The organism is Chloroflexota bacterium (genome assembly GCA_016197225.1).
Lineage (GTDB): Bacteria > Chloroflexota > Anaerolineae > Anaerolineales > VGOW01 > VGOW01.
The window spans coordinates 178,500-202,857 of record JACPWC010000071.1 but is presented as its reverse complement, the minus strand read 5'-3'; the positions used below and the strand labels follow the sequence as shown (position 1 = coordinate 202,857).

Annotated in this window: 17 protein-coding genes; 1 reads left to right on the top strand and 16 read right to left on the bottom strand. The window is 57.9% G+C overall.

Annotated elements, in window-relative coordinates; translation table 11 throughout:
- Positions 1-264: 264 nt before the first annotated feature.
- From HYZ49_13920 to HYZ49_13855, 14 genes are all read right to left on the bottom strand, one after another.
- Positions 265-1,179, bottom strand: coding sequence for a glycosyltransferase family 2 protein (locus HYZ49_13920; GenBank protein MBI3243382.1), 915 nt, complete (start codon positions 1,177-1,179; stop codon positions 265-267).
- Entirely contained in the window at positions 1,176-2,510 is a 1,335-nt protein-coding gene (locus HYZ49_13915; GenBank protein ID MBI3243381.1) for a glycosyltransferase family 4 protein, read from the bottom strand. The genes HYZ49_13920 and HYZ49_13915 overlap by 4 nt, the downstream gene beginning before the upstream one ends.
- Before the next feature lie 24 nt (positions 2,511-2,534).
- A complete protein-coding gene (locus tag HYZ49_13910; GenBank protein ID MBI3243380.1) occupies positions 2,535-4,025 on the bottom strand; it encodes a flippase in 1,491 nt (496 codons plus the stop codon).
- Between the two features lie 155 nt (positions 4,026-4,180).
- Positions 4,181-5,203: a glycosyltransferase gene (locus HYZ49_13905; protein MBI3243379.1), complete on the bottom strand. Its 1,023-nt coding sequence runs from the start codon at positions 5,201-5,203 to the stop codon at positions 4,181-4,183.
- Between the two features lie 5 nt (positions 5,204-5,208).
- The gene (locus HYZ49_13900) at positions 5,209-6,399 is read right to left on the bottom strand and encodes a glycosyltransferase (protein ID MBI3243378.1); all 1,191 of its coding nucleotides are present in this window, start codon (positions 6,397-6,399) and stop codon (positions 5,209-5,211) included.
- Positions 6,371-7,804: a glycosyltransferase gene (locus tag HYZ49_13895; GenBank protein ID MBI3243377.1), complete on the bottom strand. Its 1,434-nt coding sequence runs from the start codon at positions 7,802-7,804 to the stop codon at positions 6,371-6,373. The genes HYZ49_13900 and HYZ49_13895 overlap by 29 nt, the downstream gene beginning before the upstream one ends.
- Positions 7,805-7,834: 30 nt before the next feature.
- The gene (locus HYZ49_13890) at positions 7,835-9,040 is read right to left on the bottom strand and encodes a DegT/DnrJ/EryC1/StrS family aminotransferase (protein MBI3243376.1); all 1,206 of its coding nucleotides are present in this window, start codon (positions 9,038-9,040) and stop codon (positions 7,835-7,837) included.
- Between the two features lie 24 nt (positions 9,041-9,064).
- Entirely contained in the window at positions 9,065-10,306 is a 1,242-nt protein-coding gene (locus tag HYZ49_13885) for an ABC transporter ATP-binding protein (GenBank protein ID MBI3243375.1), read from the bottom strand.
- Positions 10,307-10,345: 39 nt separating this feature from the next.
- The gene (locus HYZ49_13880; GenBank protein MBI3243374.1) at positions 10,346-11,128 is read right to left on the bottom strand and encodes an ABC transporter permease; all 783 of its coding nucleotides are present in this window, start codon (positions 11,126-11,128) and stop codon (positions 10,346-10,348) included.
- Positions 11,129-11,156: 28 nt separating this feature from the next.
- On the bottom strand, positions 11,157-12,482 hold the full coding sequence (locus HYZ49_13875; protein ID MBI3243373.1) for a glycosyltransferase family 4 protein: 1,326 nt from the start codon (positions 12,480-12,482) through the stop codon (positions 11,157-11,159).
- Positions 12,483-12,499: 17 nt separating this feature from the next.
- On the bottom strand, positions 12,500-13,963 hold the full coding sequence (locus HYZ49_13870; protein MBI3243372.1) for a flippase: 1,464 nt from the start codon (positions 13,961-13,963) through the stop codon (positions 12,500-12,502).
- Complete coding sequence (locus tag HYZ49_13865; protein ID MBI3243371.1) at positions 13,960-14,820, bottom strand: class I SAM-dependent methyltransferase; 861 nt, start codon at positions 14,818-14,820, stop codon at positions 13,960-13,962. Before HYZ49_13865 ends, HYZ49_13870 begins: the two co-directional genes overlap by 4 nt.
- Before the next feature lie 101 nt (positions 14,821-14,921).
- A complete protein-coding gene (locus tag HYZ49_13860; protein ID MBI3243370.1) occupies positions 14,922-18,599 on the bottom strand; it encodes a hypothetical protein in 3,678 nt (1,225 codons plus the stop codon).
- Between the two features lie 126 nt (positions 18,600-18,725).
- Positions 18,726-20,018: a hypothetical protein gene (locus HYZ49_13855; protein MBI3243369.1), complete on the bottom strand. Its 1,293-nt coding sequence runs from the start codon at positions 20,016-20,018 to the stop codon at positions 18,726-18,728.
- Positions 20,019-20,034: 16 nt separating this feature from the next.
- On the opposite strand from HYZ49_13855, the gene HYZ49_13850 reads away from it, so the two are divergent.
- Positions 20,035-20,943, top strand: a complete 909-nt coding sequence (locus tag HYZ49_13850; protein ID MBI3243368.1) for a hypothetical protein — start codon at positions 20,035-20,037, stop codon at positions 20,941-20,943.
- A gap of 209 nt (positions 20,944-21,152) precedes the next feature.
- Here the strand turns inward: HYZ49_13850 and HYZ49_13845 are convergent, their stop codons facing one another.
- A complete protein-coding gene (locus HYZ49_13845) occupies positions 21,153-22,028 on the bottom strand; it encodes a hypothetical protein (GenBank protein ID MBI3243367.1) in 876 nt (291 codons plus the stop codon).
- Positions 21,946-24,339, bottom strand: a complete 2,394-nt coding sequence (locus HYZ49_13840) for a twin-arginine translocation signal domain-containing protein (protein MBI3243366.1) — start codon at positions 24,337-24,339, stop codon at positions 21,946-21,948. Before HYZ49_13840 ends, HYZ49_13845 begins: the two co-directional genes overlap by 83 nt.
- Positions 24,340-24,358 lie beyond the last annotated feature (19 nt).

Here is a 24,358-nt window from a genome sequence, read left to right as displayed (position 1 = left end):
GAAGATGCGGATTTTAGATCCGTTATCTGGTGGGTATGGAAACCAGCGCGACAGCCAAAGAAGTCTCATCTCTCACCAAGCCCAATAAAACAAAAGCTTCTTCGCGGGATTTTCCACCTCTACGAAGAAGGACAACTCAAGGGTATGCCATTTAGACTCTAAGCCCGCGCCGCCAAAGATTGGTCAAAGTATAGTCAGTATTGCCGGATCAAATTGCAGGCCCGCTGACGAATTACGCCCGGTAGCATAAGGGTACTAAAAGCGTTATCTCAGCGAGACTCGCCCGACGCGGCCTGTGAAGTAATCGCCGATGGCCTTCAACATCACATTTCGTTGAGCGCGCATCCCGCGCCATTTTGGGCGGACGCTCCAACTGAACAAGGTTCGCGCATATTCAAAGACCAGCGTATGCAACCAGGCTCGCCAGCCGGCCCGGGCCGACTTTAAAAACAACAGCCGGTTGCGCGTCATATAGTAATGAACGGTCGGGGAGGCCGCCCGCGCCACCGGAGAAATTTTGTGCCAGAGTTTGGCTGAGGGCACGTGAAGAATCTTGTAGCCGGCGCGGGTCACGCGCACGCACCACTCGGTCTCTTCGTAATAAGCAAAGAAACGGTCGTCAAGCAGGCCCACCTGTTCGACGATCGGCATCTTGATCAGCAAGGCACAACCGGTGACAAAGCTCACCGGGCGGGGTTGCGTCCCAAATTGTCCCTGCTCGCGCTCGTTGAGGCCCATCATCCAGGTGAGGCCCTTGCTCCAATCAATGGCCCCGCCTGCCGACCAAATTACGTCTGGCTGATCGTAGTAGTAAATCATTGGCCCAACGATCCCGACTTTTGGGTCACTCTCGGCAACATCCACCAAAGCCTTCAAGAATCCCGGATCAACTTCTGTGTCATTGTTGAGCAAGAGGGCGTAATCTGCCGCAATGGTCTGGGCATGTTTGAGGCCCGCATTATTGCCGCCTACGTAGCCCAAGTTCTCGCCGATTTCAATCAGGACCACAGCCGGGTGTGCGGCGCCAATCCTGGCAACCGAGTCGTCGGTCGAACCGTTGTCCACCACTGCCAATTCGAATGAGGGATAGTCGAGCCTGGTCAACGACTCGAGACAGGCCAGCGTATCCTTGAGGCCGTTCCAGTTCAGGATGATGATGGCGACACGGGGCGATGTCATTGAGGCAGTTGATCGATCTGAATGGGGCCGCCGCCGACAATTTGGCAGTATACCGCTTCAAGCTGGTCCATTTCCTGAGCCACCGTCTTCGTCGGCCGGATGCCGGCTCTCAACTTCACCAGCAGATCGGGTTCATCCAACAACCAGCGCAGTTTCCGGGCCAGGTCGCCTGCATCGCCCAGCTTGAAGAGCAAACCGCTGACGCCTTCCTGCACCAGCTCCGACATCCCGCCCATATCTGAAGCCAGCACCGGCGTCTGGTGAGCAAACGACTCCAAAATCACATTTGGGCTGTTCTCGTACCAGAGCGATGGCACCACGGTGACATCCAGGTTTTGCATCACCCGAGTCAACTCGCTCCGGCGGTTGTAAGGCCCGGCTAAGCGGATTCGACTATCGTTGCCAATCAACTGGCGCAACTGAGACACGTAATGGGGAAAATGAGAGAGGTCGCCATGCACTTCAAGACTGATGGGCAAGTTCGGCAGGCGTTTCACCGCCTCAATCAGGACATGAACACCCTTGAGGTGAGTGACCTGGCCCAGGTAGCCGACACGTAACGTGTCTGACGGCTTCTTGCCCAGCGCGCCGGTCGGCAAATCAGGGAAGTCGCGCCCCTGACGCGAGAAAAAAATCTTTTCTTGGGGCACACCCCAGTCAACGTAAACCGACTGCAAAAACCTGGACGGGCTGATGACGCCGTTGACTTGAGACAAGGCCTTCTTCAAAAAATTCATCCGCGCTTCAAACTGGCCGATCTCTTTCTTCTGCGTCTGCCAGAAAACATCCATCAAGCCGGGCGCAAACTTGTTTGGCAGGCTGTAGCGGCGCTTCTCTTCGCCCAAACAGCGAGCGCACGACATCGGGCTGATCGGCAAGGTCGAAAGACTCCCGTCACTGCGTAACATTGTGATCCGGCGGCACAAAAACCAGAAATCGGTGAGCGACACCAGCGATGGGATCCCGAGTTCACGGGCGGCAAGCAAAGCCCGGCCCGACATCAAATAGCCGCTGATGAGGTGAAAAATATCGGGCCGATCTTCCGTTATCAATTGACTCAGGTGATCGCCGATCCACAAATTGTCGTATTCCCAACGGAAGGGATCGGGAGCCGCCGCCATCTTGAACGAGAGGCGGCGGACTTTCACACCATCGAACTCGTCGTCTTCCCAGGACACACCTTGCTCCGGCCCGGCGTCTATCCGCTCCACGCTTACGACCCGCACCTGGTGGCCGCGCGCCTGTAAGGCATTGGCTCGCCGGTGAGTCTCCCACTCTGCGCCCCCTTTGTAGCGAGGAGGAAAGTGGTGAACAGCCATCAAAATCTTCATGTCATCTTCCTGAGTCTCTCAAGGTCAGGCCGCCTCTTTTGTCGGTTGAGAGCCTGTAAATTTCTGCGCCAGGCGCTTGATTAGCGCCCATTCTTTTTCGTCCAGCAGGCGCAAAGCCAGCACCAGGGCGCTGTAAACGACTGCCCCCAGCCCGATGATGATAAAAAAGTTCAGGTCGCCCATTGCGTAGACGGCGACCCCCATCATCGTTGCCGCCAAAACCACCCGGGTTCCCACCGAAACCATGTTGGGCAGGTGCAACTTGCGCCGGAGCAGGAAATGAAACTGCAACGCGCCAATGAGGTCAGTTATCACCGTGACCAGCGCCGCGCCAACCATACCGTAGCGCGGAATTGCATATAGATTCAGGATGATGTTGGCCAGGGCATTGATGGTGTAGATGCGGGCCGCGGCCCGCTCTTCGCCGACAATCGTCGTCATGTTGCCGCAGAATCCGGTGAACATCAACAGCGGCACATCCCAGATCAAAATCTGCAACCCCAGGGCCGAGGGCAAAAACTCGTTAGTGTATAAAAACCGGATGAGGGGGAAGGCCACCATCATGCCGCCTACGGCAATTGGCAGAGACGAGAGCATAATGAGCTTCACCGAGCGATAATACCAGCGCTCGACTTCAGCCGCATCGTTGGCATAAGCTCGCGTCAGCGAGGGCACAATGGCGGTGGCAAAGCCGCCAAAGAAGAACAACAACGCCCGGGCCAGGTTATAGGCAACGTTATACCAGCCGACCTCATTCTCGCGCACAAACATCGAGAGCATCACCGTGTCAATGCTGAAGGCAATCGTCAACGCCAGCGAAATAATGCCGAACGGCAGGCCGGCCCGAATCAGTGTCGGCCACACCTTTGGGTCTACCTGAAACTTCAGGTTGACCATGTTGTGCTTCCGGATCACCCGCGTCCCCAACCAGATCTGCGGCAACATGCTGATCAGGCCGGCGACGATCAGCCAAATGTAACTCAGGCCGAGAAACATAAAAAGTGTTCCCAGCATCAGCGAGACAACCTGGCCCAGGATACCAATGATGGTGGCGTAATCCAGGCGTTCGTTGGCAAAGATGACGATGTTCAGAGAGGCTTCAAAAGCCGACAACAAAAAGCCGCAGGTGTAGATGAAGATGCCTAACACCAATTCCGGCGAGTAGCGCGTTGAAGCGGCCAGGGTGATGCCAATGACGCCGGCAATCGCCAACAGGAAGCGCAATGCCACCAGATTCCAAAAAAGGACGGGCGTCTTGCTTCGGTCGCGGGCGATCTCGCGCATGACATACTGCGAGATACCAAGCTCGGCGAAAATCTGGAACAGGCCGACAAACGCCAGCACAATTGAATATTGGCCGAAACGATGATCGCCCAGGCGGCGAATCACGTAGACGTTGAAGAGAAAATTTGCGGCTTTGAGAGCCGTATTGCCCGCCGTGACCACGACAACGTTCTTGGCGATGATCTGCCTTAGGTCCGGCGAGCGGTTGCCTTTTGGCGCTAACTCGGCCACTAAACACTCCTTTAATGCGAAGACCCGCTCCAAAAACAAAAGCTTCCTCGCGGGATTTTTCACCTCTGCGAAGAAGGGCGAATTACAGCTTCACTCGCAGGACTCTACACTTGAGCCGCCAAAGATTGGTCAAGGTATCGTCATCATTGTGCCGACTATTCTTTTCCCTGAGGAAAGTATCGGGTGATGAGTATCGCCGCCTCTGTCTGCAATATTGGCCGGGCATCAGTCATAAACCGGGTCGCGAACAACGCATCCAGCTTGCCCCGGACGTTGTTGCTTTCAATTAAAAACCATAGTGCCGGCGCCGTTGCTTCGTAACGGTTGATCTGCTTGAGCATTAAACGAGTCTGGCGAAGCAGAACTGAAATCGCATAACGTGGCAAAGCGGCCATTTGCGACAAAATGCGGCGCAGTTGAAAACCTCTGGTTCGTGGATAGCCCGAATGCTTTCCATAGAGCGTGTCCAGTAAAATTTCGCCAAAGCCATATTGGCGATACTGGCGCGCCAGCCCGGCCTTCGTTGACCGATGTTGATGATAGATGATGGCCTGTGACGCAAAGCCCAGCCTGACCCGATTCTGAAGTTGAAGCCGCCATGCCAAGTCAACATCTTCGCCCGTGATGAGGCAGGCGTTGAAGCCGCCGACGGCCTCAAGGAGTGGGCGGCGATAGGAAGCGTTGGCTGTGTAAAGATGGGGCAGGAACTCGCCTGCGCCGCTGATAAAGTTTACGAGCGGCGAGTGTTCTTCGGAGAATTTTTCTACTAATGTCTGAGCCGGGTGGACGTGAGCCAGGATTGATCCGCCCACGCCGCCAATTTCGGCCTCGGCGTAAGGTTTAACCAGCTCTGCAAGCCAGTTCGGATCGGCAATACAGTCGGCGTCGGTGAAGGCGATGATGTCGGCCTGGCTTTGGGCCAGGCCAAAGTTTCGGGCCGAGGCCGGGCCGCGCTTCTCGCTATGAAAGAGGCGAACCGGATACTTTTCTACGATCCGGCTGGTATTATCGGTTGAGCCGTTCTCAACGACGATGACGTCGTAAGCACCGGCAGGATATTCCTGCTGAAGCAGGCTTTCCAGGCAAGCGGCTATCGTCTCTGCTCCGTTATAAACCGGGATGATGACGCTAACCGAAGGGCAAAACGCGGGGCGCTGTTCTGGAAGGTTGCGCGTCATACGAATCAGGCGAGTAGCGACTTAATGGCGATGCTGATGAAACCACGATTCTGAATGATTCCAGGGTCGCCCAACAGGGCCGGGAGGATATGCCTGCGGACGTTTTTCAGATGACGGTTTTGGTGCTCAGAAAAGGCGGCGGCCACGTGGTAGCGGCCAAACGCCCGGCGGCGCAAAGTTCGCAAGGTGTTTGCTTCGGGCGGCAGGTTATCAAAGATCGAATCAATTATCTGGTGAGCAGTATCAGGGTAACGTTCCAGAGCAAAGCCCGCTATCCACTCCAGCAACCATTCCTTATCTGAAGCCAGGGCCGGGCAGAGGGCGATCGCTTGTTGAAGGTGTCCCTGGGCGAGTTCAATTTGACCGGCAGAGAAATGCTTGGCGGCAAACTCGTAATGCAAAACGCTATAGGCTTCCGGCTGAAGTTTTTTGATATCATCAGGCAACTCTGTGTCGGAGAAGAACTTTTCGAGTCGAATTAATTCATGCCGGGCCTGTTTGCGATGATCGCGCGACATGCTGTCTTTAACGACGCGATATTGGAACAAAGGCTCGTCAACATACCCAAAAGCATATCCGGCTCTCGCAATCCGTATCCACAAGTCTGTGTCCGCCGCCGACGAACATACCGGATCAAACAATCCCACTTGGTTCAGACACTCTCGACGCACAACTGCCGCGCCCGGAGGAAAGAAGAAAGTACGGCGCAACAAATCCCGAAGCACTTGCCCTTGTTTGTTGGGCCTGACGACGCCTAAAACCTGGATGCCGGATTCATCAACATACTGAAAGCCTGAATAGACCAAGCCCAACTCAGGTCTATTCTCGAAAAGAGGCACCTGTAACGCCAGCTTGCTAGCTGGGATTCGGTCGTCGGCGTCCAAAAAAAGAAAGAGTTCGCCGTGTGCGGCTCTGACGCCCGCGTTTCGCGCCTCCGACAAGCCTTTATTTTCTTGATAGATGTAAATAATCCGGCCTGCATACTGAGTTACCCGATCTCGTGTGTGGTCGGTAGAACCGTCATCAACCACGACCACTTCAACCTCAGGGTAGGTTTGCGCCAGGGCGCTATCAATTGCATCACATACGAAGCGATCATGGTTGTAAGTCGGGATGACTATGGAAACGCATGGCTGAGTCATTGGTATAGAACTATAGGCAACAGGGTTAAGCTGACGGACGAGCCTGCGAAACATGCCCTGTTGTCGGCCACCCCGTCAACGACTTCAAAAAGATTGACCAGACGCCCCGGTTCTTTAGCCATGACGGTCGGCATCTGATCCCGGTTAAAACTTGTCTCACGACGGAAAGACGAAGCCCGGAAAAGTAATCTTGAAACGCGTTCCCGATGCTCACATCACCGATCACGTGTTGCCGAACTGCCGCCAGCCGTTGCGCGCCATCGGGCAAGTTCTGGAGAACTCTGTCCACGAATTGATGAGGTGAGTTGGACGGCAGGCGCATGGCGTGATAATAAAGCGACGAGCCAAAGTCCTCGGGGTTTTCCCGCAGCGCCGGATTCTGTTTTAGGGCGGCGGCTAGAAAGCGTTTCCCCTCATCAACGTTGCCCAGGGCGTAATTGCGAAGCGCGAGACCTAAGTAGGTTTTCTCAAAGATCATTGATTGACGCCGCCGGAACGCCTCGTGTTCGGGCGGTAGATGAGCAAAAACGCCTTCTAAAAATCCGAGCGGCTCCGTCACCCGCAGGCTCAAAGCATCATCGGCCAGCATTTGCGCCATCTCATTCATGCGCGACAAAAATTGGGGGTGGAGCGCCAGCGCCTGGCTAAAGTTCCGCCCGGCGTCCTCCCAGGCGCCAGCCGCGTAGTAACGGCAACTCAGCCAGAAGCGGGTGTGCCCGTAAGCAAGAGATTTCCGAGCCACAATGTCGGCGGGCAACGCCGGGTCGGCAAAGGCCTTGTCCAGGACTCGAATGGCCCCCTGTTCCAGCTTGAGCACGTTGCCAGTCATACTGCTTGATAAGATCCGGTAAGACCCGAGCGGCTCCTGTACACAGGCGAAGGCGTAGCCGGTTCGCGCAATCCGAAGCCACATGTCCCAGTCAGCGCTCCAGGGATTCTCTTCATCAAACAACCCGACGCGCTCAAGACACTCCCGGCGAATCAGAGGGCCGCCCACCCAGACAAAATCACCGATGATCAACTGGGCTAAAACGTCCCCCTCAGGCAGGAGGCCGACTTTTTCAAACGGCGCGCCTTTCTCATCTATGTGATAGTAGCGACAATGGACGAAGCTGATGTCGGGCCGGGCCTGCATCACGTCCACCTGGCGTTGAACTTTGTGAGGCAACAACAAATCATCGTGATCCATGAACATCAGGCAATCTCCGCTGGCGGCGCGAATGCCGGTGTTGCGGGCCGCCGCCACCCCCTGGTTGGGTTGCCGAATATAGATCACTCGCCCGGAGTAACGCTCCATCACCTCGGGCGTGTTGTCGGTTGAGCCGTCGTCCACGACAATGGTTTCCAGGTCGGGGTAAGTTTGTTCCAAAACACTGTTGATAGTCAGAGGCAACAAACTTGCCAGGTTATAGGTTGGAATGATTACCGAAACTTTGGGCGGTCGGCGTCCGATTCTCATAGATACGCTTTCAATCAAACTATTCGCGTTTTAAGCGCGATGGTAGTAGCTCAACACTTTTTCAACGGCGCTGATCACGTCCTCAAGGTCGGCCTGCGACATGCCGGGCGTAAGCGGCAGTGACAGAATACTCTCGCCGATATGATAGGCATGAGGATACTCCTCCGGGCGATAACCATACTTTTCCTGATAATAAGGATGCGTATGCAAGGCCCGATAATGCAGGGCGGCCCCGATATTCTCGGCCAGCAAGGCATCAATGATCTCGTTCCGGCTGGCAGTGAATTGATCCGTATCCAGGATCAAAACGTAGAGGTGCAACCCGTGACGCATCCCGTCCGCCGTCGGGCGGGGTTGCAACCGCACCCCAGGCAATTTCCCAAATACCTGATCGTACAACTGCGCGTATTGCTCACGCACTTCTAGGAACCTTTCCAGCTTTCGCAGTTGGTGAATGCCCAATGACGATTGCAGATCGGTCATGTTGTATTTGTAGCCCGGAAGGACGGCCTGGCTGAGCATGAGGCGACGGCTGCTGAAACGCTTCCAAGCATCCCGGCTCAGGCCGTGAAGCCGGTAGACCTGTAGTTTCTCCACCCAACTCTCATCGTCGGTGGTGACCATGCCGCCCTCGCCGGTCGTCAGATTCTTGTTGGGGTAGAAGCTGAAATTGGTCATGTGCCCGATTGCGCCGATTAATTTACCCCGGTAACGCGCTCCTGCCGCGTGTGCCGCGTCTTCGACCACAATCAGGTGATGGCGATTGGCGATCTCCAAAATTCGATCCAGATCACAGGGCAGGCCGCCGAAGTGAACGGGGAGCAGAGCCTTTGTTCGCGCGGTGATGGCGGCTTCAATCTTGGCCGGGTCAATATTCAAAGTAGCGGGATCAATATCTACGAAGACAGGTCTGGCCCCGCAATGCTCAACGACATTGGCGGTGGCGGCGAATGTCAGCGGCGACGTAATCACCTCGTCGCCAGGGCCGACGCCTAAGACCAGCAGGCTCAGGTGAAGGCCGGCCGTGCAGGAATTGACCGCCACTGCATATTTGCTCCCAACATATTTCGCAAAGTCTTCTTCGAATTGCTGGGTTTTGGGACCGGTGCCAATCCAGCCTGAGCGCAGAGTCGCCACAACCTCGGCGATCTCTTCTTCGCCCAAATAAGGCGCTCCAAACGGAAGAAATGTTTTGCGCTGAGGTTCACCGCCCTGAATTGCCAATTTCGATTTCATTTTCATCTTCGTAATTTGAGCAACTCATTCCGTCACTCGTTGCGGCAACCATTCTACTCGCGGCCTGAAGACGCCGGCATTATCAGGATCAGAGACGTGGCCTGTTACGCGGAAGATTTCCCCGGCGCTACTGGCGTAAACAATCGGCTGTTCAATATCGGCAAGATGCGCCTCTACGGCATAAACGTCCGGGACGAGCTGTAACGGGCCTACGACAACTTCGAAAGCGCCCCGGCCCTGAATGCTGTGGTTGGCAAAAGCGGTGTCACTGTCGCTGGCTAGCGAACAACAAATCAATCCGTCGGCCCGGCGTATCTGAATCTCAAACAGCGGCGACTGGATCGTTTGAGCCGTGTTGTAATGCAAGCGGATACGCAAATGATCTTCAGGACTAAACTCTCTTTCGGGTTGACCGTCTTGATTAAGCAATTCAACGGTAACGGCAGACGTTGCCTCACCCGCTTCCAGACCGTCGCCGCCGTTTGTTCCGGCGGCATTGGCCCTGCCCACGACCTTCTCCCTTTCCTGCAACCTATAAATCTGAATCACCTCATCAGGCGCGCCGTCTGCTTTGATCTGGCCGCTCTGCAGCAACAAAACGCGCTTGCAAAAGGTGCTGACGTTCCACATGTTGTGTGAGATAAACACGATGGTCACGCCGCTATCTCGCAATTCGCGCATCTTGGTCAGGCATTTTTGCTGAAACTCCAGGTCGCCCACCGACAAAACTTCATCCACCAGAAGCAAGTCGGCCTTCACGTGAGCGGCCACGGCAAACGCCAGCCGGACGTACATGCCGGAGGAGTAGCGTTTTACCGGCGTATCAATAAATTTTTCCAGCCCGGCAAACTCGACCATGTTTGAAAACTGGGCGTCAATCTCACTCCGCTTCAGGCCAAGAATGGCGCCGTTGAGATACATGTTCTCGCGGCCCGACAGGTCGGGGTGAAACCCGGCCCCCAACTCAATCAGCGAGGCCAGGCGGCCCCGGGTGTGAATCTCGCCCTCGGTTGGGAAAGTTACTTTGGACAACAGCTTGAGAATGGTGCTTTTGCCGGCGCCGTTGTGGCCGATTACGCCAACCACCTCGCCGACCTCGATCTCAAAACTCACGTCATCCAAAGCCCAGAACAGTTCATCGGCGGTTGCCCCGTCATTCGCCCGGAATAACCGGCGGGCCTGGTGGGCGATGGCCGCTCTCAGGCTTGTCTGATGACTGCCCAAGCGGTACGCTTTGGAAACATGTTTAAACTCAATAACAGCCATGTCTTGTCTCTGGCAATCTCGGTGATTGTCTTTTTGATTTCAGATCAAATCAGCAAAAACGCGCTCGGCTTGCTTGAAATAGCGATAAGCAAACGTCAGCAACGCAATGGAAACCAGAGCCGCCAGGCCTAGATAGGGCCAGTCCGGCATCTGGTTGTGAAGCAGTAATCGGCGATAGGTGTCAATGACCGTCGCCATCGGATTCAGAAAATAGAGAGGCCGCAGAATCTCCGGCACCAGAGTCGCGGGATAAATGACGGGCGACACGTACATCCAGATTTGCAGGATGAGGGGGATGATGAAGCGCACGTCACGGTAAAACACATTGATGGCTGAGGCCAACAGGCTGATGCCAAAGATCAATATCAACTGAATGGCGAACACCAACGGCGCCAGGGCCGCCGTCCAGCCAACCGGGATGTGGTAGACGATCAGCATCACAATAAAAATCAGGGAGGCGATCAGGAAATCAATAAAACCCACCAGGATTGCCGACAGCGGCAAAATCTCTCGCGGGAAATAAATCTTGCCAACCAAATCCATGTTGCCCACCAGGCTGGGGATGGCGAAGTTCAGCGAGTTGGTAAAAAACGTCCAGGGCAACAAGGCCACATAAGCAAAAATCGGGTATGGCACGTCGTCGGTGGGCACTTTGATAAACACCGAAAAAATGACGCTGAAAGTTGCCATGAGTGATAAAGGTTGGAGGATGGCCCAGGCCGCTCCGAGAAAAGATTGGTTGTAGCGCACCTTGAAGTCGCGCATCGTCCAAGTCCACAACAGTTCCCTGGCCCTTATCAATTCTTTGATGTAAGTCAGCATGGCTCTTTTTGTCTGGCGGGGTTGGCCGTCAGCCTGAAATTTCCGAAGCCGGGCGGCTTTTACCGGCCAGAAGTTCCTGACAGATGCTTTTGAGTTCGTCCAATTCTTCGGCCACCGTCTTCACCGGTTGAATGCCGGCCCGCAATTTGGGCAGCAGGCCCGGCTCATCCAGCAAACGTCGCAATTGACGGGCCAGATCACCGGCGTCGCCCGCTTTGAACAAAAGGCCGTTCCGGCCATCCTGCACCAGTTCGGCCATGCCGCCCAGATTCGAAGCCAGCACCGGCGTGCAGTGCGCCAGAGCTTCCAGAATCACGTTCGGGCTGTTCTCGTACCATAACGACGGCGCCACCACCACATCCAACTCGTGCAAGGCGTTGGTGAGCTGGTCGTACAACCCGTTGAGATGGAACCGGCTATCGTCGCCGATCAGGCGGCGCAACTTTGCCACGTATCCTGGGAAGTGTTTCAAGTCGCCATAGACCTGCACCTCGATCGGCATTTGCGGCAGTTGTTTCACGGCTTCCAGCAAAACGTGAACGCCCTTCAGGTGAGCAATTTGCCCCAAATAGCCCACCCTCAGTGCGCCGGATGGTTTCTTTTCCAACATTGCCTCAGTCAGGCCGGGGAAATCCCGTCCCTGACGCGAAAAGATAATCTTGTCGGCGGGCAGGCCAGCTTCAATATGCGCCAACCGCAGGAAATTAGAGGGGCTGATCACGCAGTTGGCCTGGCCCAGAGTCTCAAGCAGAAACCTCGCCCTGGCCTCAAACCTGATCCGCTTGTGTTTTTGCAGTCGCCAGAAAGAATCCATCAGGCCGGGCACAAGTTTCGCCGGCCACCGATAGCGGCGCTTTTCTTCGCCCAAACAGCGAGCGCAATTCATCGGGTCAATCGGCATTGTCGTAAGCTGGCCGTTACTACGCAAAAGTGTAATCCGGCGGCAGAGGAACCAAAAATCCGTCAGCATCACCACGGTTGGAATGCCAAGTTCACGAGCCACGAGCAGAGCGCGGCCCGACATCAGGTAGCCGCTCACCAAGTAAAAAATGTCAGGTTGATAATCCAGCATCAACTGGCGCAAATGATCGCCAATCCAGGGATTGTCATACTCCCAAAGGAACGGGTCGGGGGTGGCGGCCATGTTGAAAGAAAGCCGGCGAACCTTTACGCCCTCGTACACTTCATCCACCCAGGACACGCCCTCTTTTGGCCCGCGATCAATTTTCTCTACGCAGATCACTTGAACGTCGTAACCATGAGCCTGCAGAGCAAGCGCCCGCCGGTGGGTTTCCAGTTCTGCGCCGCCTCTGTAGTGCGGCGGGAAATGATGAATGCCGAATAAAATCTTCACGATTGTCTTCGGCCCTGTTAGCCTATCGCCGCTTTTGATGCCGAGCGGATATTTTGCACAAACCGAAGGTCGTCCATGCCAATCACGCCCAGCGCCAGCAACAAGAGGCCATACGTCACTCCTCCCACAGCCACGCTGGCCAGCAACGGCAACAAAGAATGAACCAGCAACACCAATCCGCCCATCAGGAATACGGCCAGCAAGGGGCGCAGGAGACTGTTGCCCCAATTAATTTTTTGCATCACCGGGCGCAACGTCCAAACGTACTGCCCCACCAGCACCGCCTCGGTCAGCACGGTCATCACCGCCGCGCCTATAAATCCGAAGCGCGGCACCAGCAGCAGATTCGCGGCGACATTCAAGCCGGTGCTAACCAGCACCGCCCGCGCCGCCCGCGCCTCTTTGCCTGAGATCAACACGACGTAGCCCAGGAACTCGGAGGCGAACATCAGCGGCAATACCCAGATCACGATTTTGAAGGCCGGGACGGCGGGCGCATAATCAGCGCCGAAGAGGAACGGGATGAGTTGATCGGCCAGTGTCCAGCCGCCGACGGCGATGGGCAGCGCGATCAGCAACATGTAGCGGAGGGCGCGTTCATACACCCTCGGCAAACTTTCAGGCTCTGTCACCGCCCGCCGCGTCAGCGAGGGATACAGGGCGGTGTTGAAGACGTTGGAAATGATGGCCGCCGAGAAGATCAAGTTATAGGCCGCGTTGTAATAGCCGGTTTCGGCGTCACTGCGGAAGATGTTGAGCAGGACGCTGTCAAATTTATAAGATAGCCCCAGAGCAAACCCGATAACGCCAAACGGCAGGCTGGCTCGCAAAAGAGCCGGCCACCTTTGGGCCTGCACACCGGCGGCGCGCACGCCCAGAGCATGCACCCCGCGCCAGCACACAAACGTCATCAAGGCCACGCCGAGCAGGGTGGCCAGGATCAACCCGTAATAACCGAATCCCCAAAACAAGGCGGCCGCACCGACAACCACAAACGCCAACTGGTTGACGACCTTGGCCCCGGCCGATAAATCCAGTCGTTCAAACCCGGCCAGCACAGCTTCGCTAGTGCCTTGCACGGCGTACAGGATTAAACCGCAGGCGTTGAGGGCAATCGCGCCTACCATCACCAGAGGCCGCCCCGAAAGCCAGGCGGTCAACGTCACCAGCAGGGCCGCCAGCAGGGAGAGCGCCAGCCGCAAGGTCAAGACGTTGGCATAGAGGGCGTTGGCCTGCGCCGGCCCATCCGGCAAATCGCGCCAGCGGGCCACTTCGCGCACACTGTAAACGCCAAGACCGAGATCGGAGATGAAGGCGAAGAGGGCGCCAAAGGCCATTACGGCCGCATACTGGCCAAAGGCTTCGGCGCCCAGGTTGCGCACCACCAGCACCGAAAACGCAAACGACAGGGCTTTAATGGTCAGTTGAGCAACCATGCCAAAGGCCGAGTTGCGGAGAACCGTGATGGAAAACTTTTTCATGAAGTGTTTCGTTTCTTTCGAGGCTTTGCCAGCCGGGCGCGCAAAGCCGGCTCTTGCCAGTCGCGAGGGTGTTGGCAGACCGCGACGAAGACATTGGTATCCTGAAGCGGCTCGCCGGAGATGGTGATGTCGGTCAAGTGAGGCGCTGGATAAGACAGCTTGAGCCAGCGATTGATGAAGAAGTTGGTCAACGGCTCTGGAACCAGGCGTTTGACTGGCCGATAAATGTAGTTGACGGCGAACTGCAGAAGTGGAGGCATGGTTTTCTTGTGGGTTTGAATAGCAGTTGCATAGCGATTCACTTCGGCATAGAAGCTGTCGGCAAAGCCCTGGTAGTGAATATGCACTTTGGCGAAAAAAGCCTGAAGCAGTTCCCGCAGTTCCGATTCCGAATATTCGCGCACATGATAAGGGTTCACGATTGAATGCCGCGCCGAGTAAGCCCGGTTGGGCGTCGAGAGAATGCAAAGGCCGTAGGGGTTGAGCACGCGCACGACCTCGCGCAGGAATCCGGCGTCGTCGGCCACGTGCTCAATGGTTTCCAGCGAGACCACGCTTTGAAAGCAATGGTTCTCGAACGGCAGGCTCAGGCCGTCGGAAGCGACAAAGCTGATCCGGCGATCCGGGTAAGACTTCTGGGCCTTGCCAACACTGGGCAGGTGAATGTCAACGCCTACCACTCGCGTGCCCGGGTTGCGGCAAAGCTGATTCGCGCCATAGCCAGCGCCGCTGGCCAGGTCTAGCAGCAAGCCGGGTTGAACATGCATCCGGGCAAATTCGTAACGAGCCGCATGTTCGTGATAGAACAGGCTCTCCGGATCAACTTCAATGCGTTCGACAACCTGGGTCGGTTTCATAAGGTCGTTCGGCTCGCGTCAGCGATCAATGAACTGACCCCAGTCAGTTCATCGTCCAGCCAGCATTATACGCTTGAGCGCCACGAGCGGGGAGACAGAGGTCACGGGCTTTGAACAGCATAAGCCGAGAGCGGCGAGTTGGCGAAAGTTGTGCCGGGCGACCAGGCTGCCGGGAGCGCCGTGAGGTTGCTGGCGGCGTTGGTTTGGGCCTTGCTACCTGAGGCCATGTCGCGGAATTGCACTGTGCCCGCGCCGGTTGGCCCCAGCACAGCAATCCAGTATTTTGTTCCAGCGGTGAGATTGGTCGCCGGGATCGCGGCCAGGTTCCACGCGCCGGGTGTGGGGCTGGTGATGGTCGCCTGCGCCAGCAAATTGCCCGGGTCGTCGGTCACCGTGTTGGTGTAAAGGCCGACGATGACTTGAGTCGCTGCGTTATTGCCATCCACATAAACGTACAACTGATTTGCCGCGCCGCTGGCGCTGGCGGTGTATTGGAACGCTTCGGCCAGGCCGGCAGGATTGTTATCCTGATTCGAGCCGATCGTTTGAACACCCAGCAACAGCGCCGGGGCGCCCGCCGAGGTGGGGGTGAACGTTGGCGTTAGGGAGGGCGCGATGGTGGCTGTGAACATAGCAGTTGGCGTGGCCGTCGCAAAGGTTCCACCCGAACAAGAAGCCGCCCACCCGGCGCTGTCGGCCAAACCGTTGAGAGTCGTCGTGCTCAGGTTGTTGATCGTGCTCACCACAATCTCGTCAACGATCGTGCCATCTTCACGCATCCAGATATTGAGGGTGTGAGTTCCGGCAGTTGAGATCGTCAGAGTCACGGCGTTGCCGCCGTAAGTGCGTCGCCAGGTGTAATTGCCTGAGGTGTAGCCGGTGACGCCTTGCGCTCCCAGTGTGACGGCGACCCCGTTCAGGCCAACGTGAATCGAATCACTGCCGCTGGCATTGAGGCTGTCGGCCCGGCCACGAACGTAAACATAGTAAGCGCCGGTTGCCGGGAAGTTGAGCCGGTAGTCCAAACGTGGACCGGTGGTGGCGTCGCCGCTGGACACGCCGGAGTTGGGGAGAGACTGCATGGCTGACGCGCCAAAGTAACCTGTCGGGCTGGTGACGCTCGACCAGTTCTTGCCGGCGAGCGAGCCGGCGCCGGGCAAGTTGCTCATCCAGTTCTCGGCTTGGGCGTCAAAATAAGTGCCTGCGCCGCCGCTTATGCCAGGGCTATAGAGGCAGGCGCTGGCCGGGGTGGGCGTGAATGTCGGCAGAGGGGTGTTGGTGAATGTAGCCGTCGCTGTGAACGTGGGCGGCGCTGTGTTCGTCGGCGTTGAGGTTGCGGTGCTGGTCGGTGTGTCGGTCGGGCCGGGCGTGTTCGTGACTGTGGCTGTCGGCGGGAAGGTGCTGGTGGGCGTGGCGGTGGCCGCCGGCGTGTCCGTTGGCGTAGGCGCGAACGTCGGGGTGTCGGTCGGCAATTCCGTCGGCGTCGAAGTGGGCGTCTCAGTCGGCGGCAAGGTGTTGGTGGCCGTCACAATTGGCAGAGGCGTGTCGGTCGCGCTAGCGGTCGGCGTCGAGGTTGGCGTGTCGGTTGCCAGAATAATATCGGTCGGCGTGAATGTCGCAGTGCTGGTCGGCGTGTCGGTCGGAAGTGGTGTAAAAGTCGGCAGAGGCGTGTTTGTCGCTGTGGCAGTCGCAGTAGAGGTTGAGGTGAAGGTGGCGGTAGCCGTTGAGGTGAACGTGGGCGTATTGGTTGCTCCGCCTGCGGCGACATAGTTGATCACCAGCTTGGGCGCATTGGCTATCGAGCCGTCGTAACCGCCGACGAACTTGCGTCCCCAGCTTCCGCCAGTGCCTTTAAGAATGACCGACAGGCTGTTGCCGCTCTGCCAGTCGGCGCGGCTGACCACTTCCTGAATCACCAGCTTCATTTCATTTAGCGAATACCAGGTGGACGACAACCATTGTGTGTTTGAGGTATGGGCCACCCTCTGTGTCGTGAGAATCCGTTGCGACGGCAGGTTGCCGGTCGAGTACGTCGGGCTGTTCCCGGCAGCTTCGGCGGCGATGCTCAGGTTAATGCTGAGCCACTGGCTCTGGCTGGAGAACACTTCAAGGTGAGCCGACGTAATGGTCGCTCCCTGTGGAATGGATAGGGCGTTGAAGCGCAGGCCGGTGTAGCTGGACGTGGTGGACGAGCCGTTGCCTAACCACACAGTGGGTGAAGTGAGTGAAAGAGTCGCGCCATCCTGATTGGCGTCATCGGATGAGGTCGACACCAGAATAGTGATGATGGTGGGGCCGCTGGTGGCCGTTGCGGTGGGTGTATTCGTGGCCGTGCTCGTGGCAGTATGAGTCGCCGTGTCGGCGGGCGGCAGAGGCGTGTCCGTGTTCGTCGCCACAGCCTCAGAAGTGCTGGTCGCAGAGGGCGCGAGGGTCGGCGTGCCGGTCGGTGTCGGCGGAACCGGAGTTGCCAGACGGCCATAAAACAGAGTCGGGTTGTTGTAGTTACCGCTATCTGCCCGGAAGAAAACAAATTCCACCGTCTCAGGCCGGTTGAAGCCGATGGCCGACCACTTTACCGACGGGCTGGCATCGAACGAGTCCAGGCCAGTGTGAGCGGCAAACAACTGAGGCGCAGTCCACGAGCCGTCGCCGTTCTTCTGCATTACACACATGTCGCGCAGGTCGAGGCAAGCCGGGTTGTTGGGATGGCCGTGACCGATGATATAAACTTCGCCGGCGCTGTTCAGGGCTAGAGTCGGGTTGTGGGTATAAGCGGCCAGCGGTTGATCTACCCAACCTGCGCCGCTGTTGGTTGCGTAATGAATGCGGCCATAATCGCCGGAGCCGTCGTAGTTTTCGATGTAGGTAAGATGTTTGACGCCATCAGCGCCGATGACGAGGCTGGGGCCTTGATCAATGTTGAGGCCGCCGTTGGCGCTCGTCCAAACGGGTGAGGCGCTGACTTCTTCGACACTGCCCCACGCGCCGTTGGCGGCCCGGACCCGGGCCAGAATTTTCTTCGGGGTCCCCGCCTCTGAAACCCAGGCAATAGTCAACGAATTATCCAGCGGCGAGATGGCTACCGAGGGGTGATTGGCGTTGCCGGAAACGTCCACTTGAGTGGCGGCTCCGACCGGAGTCAGGCTGTTGGCAAGGCTGTCGTAAGTGTAAGAGACATGCGTGATGTGATTGTCGCTCGACCAGTAGGCTACATGCAGTGTCCCGCTCAAGTCCACCATGCCCGACACACCCGCCGAGCCGATGTAGTCGCCGGACACGGTTGGGTTGCCGGTGGCCAGTGTGAGCGCAGGCCTGAAAGTGTTGGCCGTCGTGTCGAAGGGATAATCTTTGAGCGCGCCTGCCTGAGTGTTGACCAGGACGTGAATGGTGTTGCTTCCGTCGTAAACTGCGTCAATTGAGATCAAGTTGGCGCTGTCGGCAACGGTGGCCGAGCCGTCGAAGGCCGTCTGCGCGTCGGGCAGGCCGGGCGCGGTCGTCCAGTAGGCAAAGAGGGTGGTTGTGTATTGCCTGCTGGAGAAGGCGTAGAGGCGGTCGGTGTTGGTGCGGACGAGTTGATGAGAGATGACATCGGAGCTACCGACGCCGATCGGGAAATAAGTTGGATCGTTGCCCGCCGGCAAAGCCGGAGCCGGGATGATACCAGCCGACGAAGCCGGGAACCAACCGAACGCCAATTGCGCGATCAGCAACAAGGCCAGCAGGGCAGTGCGGGCCTGGTAGCGGTGAAATTGTTTGGCAGAATGTGGCGCGGCGTTCACCCAAAATCCCCCGTTAAGAATTCAGTTGGTCCTGCCCTAAAACACGTCCCATCGCCCGAAGCAAAAAGGGCGCGAACGATCCTGTTCTGTCTCTTGTAAGAACGCGCCAAACGCGCTCAGGTTACGCTACGGGCCTGGGTATGTGCCTAAAGTACCAACCTGGAAGCGCCGGATTGAATACACCGACGAGTCAATTGTGACTGAAGAGGCGGTGTGGAGACCGTCGGTGTAGTCCACGGCGTTCGTGCCCGGATCGGAGTCGTTGATGGCCGTCACGTCAAGCGTGATGTTGATGATGTTGGCGTGCCAGGTAGCAGTGCTGGCGTCGTAGTAACTCACCCGCACATTCAAGTCGGTGGCCGTCACCTGATCCCAGCGCGTCCGAATAATATCGCCCGGCTCAGGGATGCGCGAGGCGCCGGCGGCGTTCAACGGCATCTGCCAGTCGGCGAGGATGACCGGGTTGCCGACCCAGGCTTCGAAGGTCAGTCTCACATTGCCGCCGCCGTAGCCGATGGGAATGATCTCCAGATTCTCTTCGCGGTTGATCTCTTTGCGGAAGCCCACCATCGGCCCAAAGTAGCTGGAGGGTGAGAGGCCCGGCGTGCCTTTCGGCCAGTCAACTTCAATCTCGGCCCAGCCGCTGGTCAAGTCGGGCATACGGTCGAGGTTGCGGCCCGATTGCAGGCGGTTAGTGTTCGAGTAGAGGCCGTAAGGCGACTCCAGCCGCAAATCCGATTCCCACGTCGTCCAATCAATCTGCCACTGCACGCCACTCTGATTGGTGTAATCCTGTTGTTGCAGGCTGGCGGTCGAACGATTGTCGGGGCCGGAGGGCAGGCTGGCGCTGGTGGAGAACCGCCATTGATCCACAAACACGTTGAGCGGGTCGTTGCTGTTGGTAGACAGGATGCCCAGTCCGGCCTGGTCGTAGGTCTCGCCTTGCATGCGGCCCTGGTGATACCAGCCGTAAAAGTTGCCGTTGAGCAGGAAAGCAAAGGCCCGCTTCACCCCCGGCCCGGATTGTGAATGCAAGCCGATCTCCAAATCCACCCACTGGTCTTGCGGGAACGTGCCGTAGACCCGGAACTCGATCGGCGCGTTGTCGAAGTCGCGGTTGCCCACCACGTACATCTCGCCGCCCTGCCGCACGCGCAGGAACCAGCCTTGCGTGCCAGAGGCGCTGGGCCACAGCCCAGCAATGGTGAGGTACTCGGTTGGGCCAAGCTGGGCAACGGTGGACGAAGGCAAATAGACGTTGGCCCATTGCCAGTAATAAGTGCCAGGGCGCTCTTCCCAAGCGTGGCTCCCGGCAGAGTCAGAAAAGTTATAGCGCACTTTGGCCGCGCTACCACTACTTGAGGTTGAAGCCCGCGCCGCGAAACTTCCGGCGGCAACCTGAGCGCTACTCTGAGCCACACTGCCCGTTCCAGACGTGTCGCTGAACGTTTGCCACGAGCCTTGCGCCGCTTCAAACGGCTCCAGGATCGAAGCCGAAGTGGTGGCCGAGGCGGTTGGCGTGAAAGTGGAAGTAAACGTAGCCGTGAAGGTGGCAGTGGCGGTCGGCGTGAAGGTGAAAGTAGTTGTTGGCGCGACGGAAGTTGCGGTGGCCGTCGGCGTAAACGACGGCGTGAACGTGGCGGTGCGGGTGGCCGTCGCCGTGAATGTGAAGGTTGGCGTGCGCGTGGCCGTGTTCGTCGAGGTGGCCGTTGAGGTGCGGGTGGCCGAAGCTGTAAAAGTCGGCGTCCGCGTTGGCGTGTTTGTCTTAGTGTTGGTGGCCGTGAACGTTCTGGAGGGCGTAAAAGTATTGGACGGCGTGAACGTCTTTGACGGCGTAAACGTGTTGGACGGGGTAAACGTCTTGGAAGGGGTGAACGTGATCGAGGGGGTGAGCGTCTTCGACGGAGTATTAGTGATCGTCGGCGTGTTGGACGGTGGGCGAGTGCGCGACGGTGTTCTGGTCGCCGTCGGCGTGCCGCTCGTGGCCGTTTTGGTGTTGCTGGCCGACGCGGCGGGCGAGCCGGGTGTGATGGTCGTCTTCTTCGCTATGCCTGAAACGAGTCGCGAACTGGTCGGCAGGGTTCCGGGCGAGGCGGTCTCTGTTCCAGCAGATTCGGGTAGAGAAGCGACGGCGGCACGGGTGCGATCAATGCTACCCGACACCTGGCCGGGCGGCGTTTGGGTGGAGGGCACAATGACGACGGTGGACGGCAACGCCGACGAAGCCCGAGGCGGCGCGGACAAAATGCAAAACACCGCGCCGCCAGCCATCACCAACAATGCAGTTGCTACAATCCAGATTCGGAGTTCTCGATTCAAAGTTGCACCCCATGCCGTCACATGACTCTGCATCGGATTGTAACGAATGCGCCTGGCAACACCTATCCTACGCTGATACCAGAAAAGGCTTTGAGGGCGCGTGAGTCGTCAGCATCTGGTTACAAGGTGGTAAAGATTTTTCGAGATGCAAATCGCGATCCAGAAATGACAACTTTTGAATCGCGGTTTACGATTCGGACAAAAAATATCCGGTTGTGAACTACTCAAACAAAGTTAAGACGCCGGTGTGCTAAACGTCCGAAAGCTTGACCACTGGCTGAACTGGCCCTGAGCGTTCACGGCTCGCACACGCCAGTAATAAATCTGGCTTGGGGCGAGGGGCGTTTCGGGCATAAAGGCCGAAACGGGTACTCGCATCTGGTGGCCGCGAGCGATGACGGTGAAGTTCGGATCGGAGGCGATTTGCACTTCGTAGTGATCCGCGCCCGGCGACGAGTCGCTCCAATCGAGAGCCGGCGTGAGGCTCGTCACTGCCTCTGCGTTAGCCGGGGCAAGCAGAACCGGCACGCCCGGCGGGTTGGGAGTCATGAAGTGCCGGGTGCGCGACCAAAGGCCCGGCCCGAAGACACTGTTGGCCCTGACTCGCCAGAACAACAATGTGTTCGCCGGCAGGTCGCTCGTCAGTTGATAAGCCGACGGCGTCATGTTCAGGTTCACCAGCGGCACGCTGAAGGTGCTGTTGGTTGCGATTTGTAACGTGTAAGAAGTCGCGCCGGTCACGTTCGTCCAATCGAATAAAGGCCGCCTTGAGATGGCCATCTCGCCCCCGCCTGGAAATTTGAGCGTCGGCGCCGGGAGGGCGATGGTGAACGACCAGGTTCCCAGTTGAGAGGCGGCCAATGTGGCCGAGACCGCCCCGGCATTCACGGTCGCATTCTCAAGGGGCGTTTCAATGTGAGTCAGGCGCTTGGCCCCTGTCGCTGCAAACATGGAGAGCGAGATCGAAAAATTGATCGGGTTGAGGGACGGGTTCCAGAGCCGGGCGACGAGGCCCTGGGTGAGGCCGTCATCGGCGGGTTTGAGCGCCCACAACAAGGCGCTGGGATCGGAGACGGTCAACAACGAGAAGGCGGTTTCGGGGGTAAGCATCTCCGCCCGTCACTTCCGAGACGATCAACGGATTCTGGTGCTCAAGGGCAAAGCGCATGGCGGCCACCGGATCGTAGGCATCGTGTGTTTGCAGGGCGAAGCGTTGCCGGAACTGCGTATCGCCATCCTGGTTGGGGATGCCGAAGTTGGAGCCATCCACCTGCCCGCCGACGAGCGGCGAGAGCTGTGGGGTGGTCGTGTCGAGCGTATTCACTGTGCTGTTGCCCAGCCGCATAAAGTAACAATCGGCGTTTGAAAGCGTAGCGCCCACCACGCCATCGCCGATGTCGGCGAAGTGATTGAGCGTCAGCCAGTCGTAGCGGGCGTTGACGGGCGAGTAGTGGCCGCCGTCGGCCAGCAATTTCGCCCGGATCACCGCGCCCACTTCTTCGTGCCAGACCTCAGGCGTGTTGATCTCAAACCCGAAGCCCCAGGTGAGCACACTGCCAAAGTTTTGAGTGATGTCGTTGCGAATCTCGACCCGGTTGGAATTGCGGATGAGGGTAACGCGGCTGGAGTGGGCCAGCGGACTGGTGTCGGTTGCCAGCAGAGTCACCGAGACCGGCCCGGCGTTTTCCACTTGAAGCGAGCCGGAACCGGAGCCGGGGCCGAGATCGTTCATGTCGCGTCCGTTGATGTTGCGGACGAATTCGCGGTTGAGGCGCGTCTTGTCAATCAGGCTGGTGATTGCGCCCCGGTCGGCGACGGCGACCTGATAGAAGTCGTTTTCGATCACGTTGCCCGTCACTGTGGCCGCGTCGGAGAAGCCGCCGCCTGCGCCGGACTGTATCTCGAACACTTTGTAGCCAACGGGCGGCACGTCGGTTGCCAAAATACGCAAGTATTGCTGGCCGTCAATCGTCACGATCTGAGACGGCGTCTCCAGAGTTGTCGAAAGATCAATGACCTGAACGGGCGTGGCGCCGGTGTATGGAAAATCGGCCACGTCAGTGCGCGTCCAACTGAGAGGATTGAAAGCGCAGAAGCGCTGGTTGAGGCCGGTCTTTTGAATCAGGCCGCCCAACGCGCTGGCGGCGTCACCGTGCAAGGTGTTGACGTAGCTTTCGATCTGGCTTGCGAGGCCGCGTTGCCAGGCGGCGCGCTGGGGGCGAGTGATCGTCGGGCCGTCCGCCGTCCAGTTGTGTTCCCAATAGAGGCCAAGATTCATCCAGGCCAGGTCGCGGTCGGCAACCCGGCTCGTCATGAAGCTGGCGTTTTGCAAATTGACGAGCGTCGCCAGGGCCTCAGCGCCGCGCAGTTTTTCGACGGCGCGCTTGACGCGGGCCGAGACTTCAGCCAGCGAGGCGCAATACAAATCCCACTCGTTGCCGAAGGAGCAGGCCAGCGAGGGCAGGCCGGCCCCGTAAGTGGCTTCGAAGTCTTCGAAGAAGTCGTGCTCGTTGGAGACGAAGACTTTGCGGCTGGCGTTGGTTTTGGACTGGGCAACGGTGACGAACGCGCTGGTAAACGTTTTGAGGTTGTCCCAACCGTGGCCGAACGCGCCGGCAATGTCGTAAGGATAATTGGCCGCGCCGCACTTGTTGGTGGCCTGATCTACTGCCACCGACGGATTGCGGGCTTCGGCGTAGCCGCCCAGTTCGGTATTGCCTAACAACGAGTACCACTTCATCAACATCTTGCTTCCGTCGGGGCCGGTCCACCAGTAAATTTCGTGCTGGCGGTTGCCCAGCCCGGTCGTCTGGGTGGCGCACCCGCACACGCCGCGCCAGCTATACTTTGCGCCGGCGCCGGCCCACAACGCGCCGAGGCCGTAAGGCAAAGTTTGATTCTCCATGGCCACCGCCAGCGTGAAGCGCAGGTTGTAACGGCGTTCGATCTGGCCGGGGTAGTACATGCCGCGCAACACCGCCTCTGCCGGAGCGCCGCCGTAGCACGACACCAGCGTGTTGAGCGGCACGCTCAGGTGGCCGCTCTTGAGGCGGTTAATGAAACGCTGAAACTGAGTCGCCGTCCTGTTCTTCTCGTACGTCCACATCCAAAAACTGCCGTCGCAGTTCCAGCGACTCTGGTGCTCCGGGGCGTTGCCCAGAGTCGAGTCGGCCAGGTTGAGATAATAGTCAATCATCTCCAGGAAGGCCGTCTTGTAGGCCGCCTCGTCGCCCGTCCACATGTAATCGGTGTGATCGTCGGCGGCGAGATAGATTTTCTTGACAGCGGCCTGGAACGACGGGGAAGCCGCCACTGTTTCAAAGACGCCTGCCGCCTGGGCGGCGGCCCCGCCTGCCAGGATGCCGCTTAATTTGAGAAAGTCGCGGCGAGTCAGCCGCGCTCTTTTGGGATGGTTGAACATTCAAACACTCCAGTGCGCG

Bases quoted from the DNA above. Each gene is read 5' to 3' on its own strand.
- HYZ49_13870 (MBI3243372.1), bottom strand. From the start codon at position 13,963: ATGAAAAAGTTTTCCATCACGGTTCTCCGCAACTCGGCCTTTGGCATG.
- HYZ49_13885 (MBI3243375.1), bottom strand. From the start codon at position 10,306: ATGGCTGTTATTGAGTTTAAACATGTTTCCAAAGCGTACCGCTTGGGC.
- HYZ49_13865 (MBI3243371.1), bottom strand. From the start codon at position 14,820: ATGAAACCGACCCAGGTTGTCGAACGCATTGAAGTTGATCCGGAGAGC.
- HYZ49_13890 (MBI3243376.1), bottom strand. From the start codon at position 9,040: ATGAAATCGAAATTGGCAATTCAGGGCGGTGAACCTCAGCGCAAAACA.
- HYZ49_13905 (MBI3243379.1), bottom strand. From the start codon at position 5,203: ATGACGCGCAACCTTCCAGAACAGCGCCCCGCGTTTTGCCCTTCGGTT.
- HYZ49_13845 (MBI3243367.1), bottom strand. From the start codon at position 22,028: ATGCTTACCCCCGAAACCGCCTTCTCGTTGTTGACCGTCTCCGATCCC.
- HYZ49_13840 (MBI3243366.1), bottom strand. From the start codon at position 24,339: ATGTTCAACCATCCCAAAAGAGCGCGGCTGACTCGCCGCGACTTTCTC.
- HYZ49_13880 (MBI3243374.1), bottom strand. From the start codon at position 11,128: ATGCTGACTTACATCAAAGAATTGATAAGGGCCAGGGAACTGTTGTGG.
- HYZ49_13920 (MBI3243382.1), bottom strand. From the start codon at position 1,179: ATGACATCGCCCCGTGTCGCCATCATCATCCTGAACTGGAACGGCCTC.
- HYZ49_13895 (MBI3243377.1), bottom strand. From the start codon at position 7,804: ATGAGAATCGGACGCCGACCGCCCAAAGTTTCGGTAATCATTCCAACC.
- HYZ49_13915 (MBI3243381.1), bottom strand. From the start codon at position 2,510: ATGAAGATTTTGATGGCTGTTCACCACTTTCCTCCTCGCTACAAAGGG.
- HYZ49_13900 (MBI3243378.1), bottom strand. From the start codon at position 6,399: ATGTTTCGCAGGCTCGTCCGTCAGCTTAACCCTGTTGCCTATAGTTCT.